The organism is Diaphorobacter sp., assembly GCF_050251835.1.
Lineage (GTDB): Bacteria > Pseudomonadota > Gammaproteobacteria > Burkholderiales > Burkholderiaceae_C > JBFXIE01.
This window is the reverse complement of sequence record NZ_JBFWLZ010000017.1, coordinates 2,602-5,088: the sequence shown is the minus strand read 5'-3', so window position 1 is coordinate 5,088 and position 2,487 is coordinate 2,602. Positions and strand designations below refer to the sequence as shown.

Annotated in this window: 3 protein-coding genes and 1 pseudogene; all 4 read left to right on the top strand. The window is 67.9% G+C overall.

Features of this window, described 5'->3' with window-relative positions; genetic code table 11:
- Positions 1–411, top strand: a pseudogene (locus AB7E35_RS07875) (MvdC/MvdD family ATP grasp protein); the annotation flags it as partial.
- Positions 398–733, top strand: a complete 336-nt coding sequence (locus AB7E35_RS07870) for an S-adenosylmethionine tRNA ribosyltransferase (protein WP_428163110.1) — start codon at positions 398–400, stop codon at positions 731–733. The pseudogene AB7E35_RS07875 and the gene AB7E35_RS07870, both read left to right, overlap by 14 nt.
- A 122-nt stretch (positions 734–855) precedes the next feature.
- A complete protein-coding gene (locus AB7E35_RS07865; RefSeq protein WP_428163109.1) occupies positions 856–2,136 on the top strand; it encodes a glutamate-5-semialdehyde dehydrogenase in 1,281 nt (426 codons plus the stop codon).
- Between the two features lie 64 nt (positions 2,137–2,200).
- Positions 2,201–2,487: NAD-binding protein (locus tag AB7E35_RS07860; protein WP_428167363.1), on the top strand; the 287-nt coding region annotated here is incomplete at its 3' end.

Here is a 2,487-nt window from a genome sequence, read left to right as displayed (position 1 = left end):
CAGGGCGTGGACTTGCGCGTCACCGTGATCGGCGACGCCATCTTCGCCGCCGAGATCGACGCCCGCGACAGCGACTACCCCACCGACATGCGCATGGTGATAGGCCAGGCCAAGATACGGGCGGTGGAGTTGCCCGCCAGCCTGGCTGACCGCCTGCGCGCATTGATGCGGCGGCTGGGGCTGGTCTATGGCGCGATCGACCTGAAGCAGGATGCGCGCGGCGACTATTATTTTCTGGAGGTCAACCCTGCGGGCCAGTGGCTGTTTGCGGAGTCACGCGCGGGGCTGGCCATTACGCAGGCGCATGCGGATGCGCTGCGCCAGATGGCGATCGGCCAGCGCCAGCGGCGGCGGGGCGGCGCCTTACCTTCACCACCCATCAGGTCACACCAAGAACATGCCCCATCTTGAAGGTCAGGTGCTGTGGCCCGGCGACGCGCCGCCCGGCGACGCGGCGCTGGTGCTCACGGTTGAATTGCGCGACGTGGGGCGCCAGGACGCCGCTGCGCCGCTGCTGGCGCGCCATGCCATCCCGGTTGCCGTGCCGTTGCAGGGCGGTGCGAGCGCGTTTCAGCTGGACTGGGCCGGCCCTGCCGTGCGGCCGGGCGAGCCTGCGGGCGATCTGGCCCTGCAGGCGCGCGTCGTGGACGCCAGCGGTACGTTGCGCTACATCAGCACGGAACATGTGGCCGCAGCGCCCGGCGCGCGCGTGCAGCTGCGGCGCGTGGATTGAGCGGCGTGGATTGATCCGCTTTGACGGTTGCGGCTGGCTGCGGCGCTGCCGCGCGGCCTGCAGCAGGGCTTGATCCACAAGGGCGCGCCCCTCGGGCGGGGAACTGCGTCAGAATCACGCCCATGACCGCCCTGAACATCGCCGAATACACCCAATCGCTTGGCTTGCAGGCAAAAACTGCGTCAGCGCTTATGGCGCGAGCGCCTGCAGCTATTAAAAACAAAGCACTTCTGGCCCTGGCGCGCCTGCTGCGCGACAACGTCGATGCGCTGCAGGCGGACAACGCCCGCGACCTGGACCGCGCCCGCGCCGCCGGGCTGCCCGAGCCCATGGTGGATCGCCTCAAGCTCACCCCCAAGGTGCTGGAGACCTGCGCCCAGGGCTGCGAGCAGCTGGCCGCCATGCCGGACATCATTGGCGAGGTCCTCGGGATGCGGCAGCAGCCCAGCGGCATCCGCGTGGGGCAGATGCGCGTGCCGATCGGCGTGTTCGGCATGATCTACGAGAGCCGTCCCAACGTGACCATCGAGGCCGCCAGCCTGTCCGTCAAGAGCGGCAACGCCTGCATCCTGCGCGGCGGCTCCGAGGCGATCGACTCCAATAAGGCGCTGGCCAGACTGGTGCAGCAGGCGCTGGCCGAGGCCGGCCTGCCCGAGCATGGCGTGCAACTGGTGCAGACCACCGACCGCGAGGTGGTCGGCCAGCTGATCGCCATGCCGGCGTATGTGGACGTGATCATCCCGCGCGGCGGCAAGGGGCTGATCGAGCGCATCAGCGCGGGTGCCAAGGTGCCCGTCATCAAGCACCTGGACGGCAACTGCCACACCTATGTCGATGACCCCTGCGACATCGCCATGGCAGTGAAGGTGGCCGACAACGCCAAGACGCAAAAGTACAGCCCCTGCAATGCCAGCGAGGGCCTGCTGGTGGCGCGCGGCGTGGCGGCGCAGTTTCTGCCGCAGATCGGCGCCGTGTATGCCGCCAAGGGCGTGGAGATGCGTGGCTGCCCCGAGGCGCTGCAGATTCTGCGCGCCGTGCCGGGCGCGCAGCTGGCCGAGGCCACCGAGGCGGACTGGAGCGAGGAGTACCTCGCGCCCATCATCAGCGTGAAGGTGGTGGCGGGGCTGGAGGAGGCGATTGCCCACATCAACCGCTACGGCAGCCACCATACCGACGCCATCCTGACCACCAGCCACATGCATGCGCAGCAGTTTTTGCGCGACGTGGATTCGGCCAGCGTGATGGTCAACGCCAGCACCCGCTTTGCCGACGGCTTTGAGTACGGTCTGGGCGCCGAAATCGGCATCAGCACCGACAAGTTCCATGCGCGCGGGCCGGTGGGCATCGAGGGGCTCACGTCGCTCAAGTGGGTGGTGCTGGGCGAGGGCGAGGTGCGGGGTTGATTCGTTTGCTATTGTGTTGATAGCTGCCAGCGCTCTGCCATAGAGGGTTTGAGGCCTATTCCGTATGAAGATCATCATCCTGGGTGCAGGGCGTGTGGGCTACAGCGTGGCCGACAGTCTGGTGTCGGAGCAAAACGACATCACCGTCATCGACACCGACGCCGAACGCCTGCGCGACCTGGAGGCGCGCTTTGACCTGCGCGGCGTGGTGGGCAACGGCATCGACCCGCAGGTGCTGGCCGAGGCCGGCGCGCGCGACACCGACCTGCTGATCGCCTGCGCCGCGCAGGACGAGACCAACCTGGTGTGCTGCAAGGTGGCGCAGATGGTGTTCAACATCCCCACGCGCAT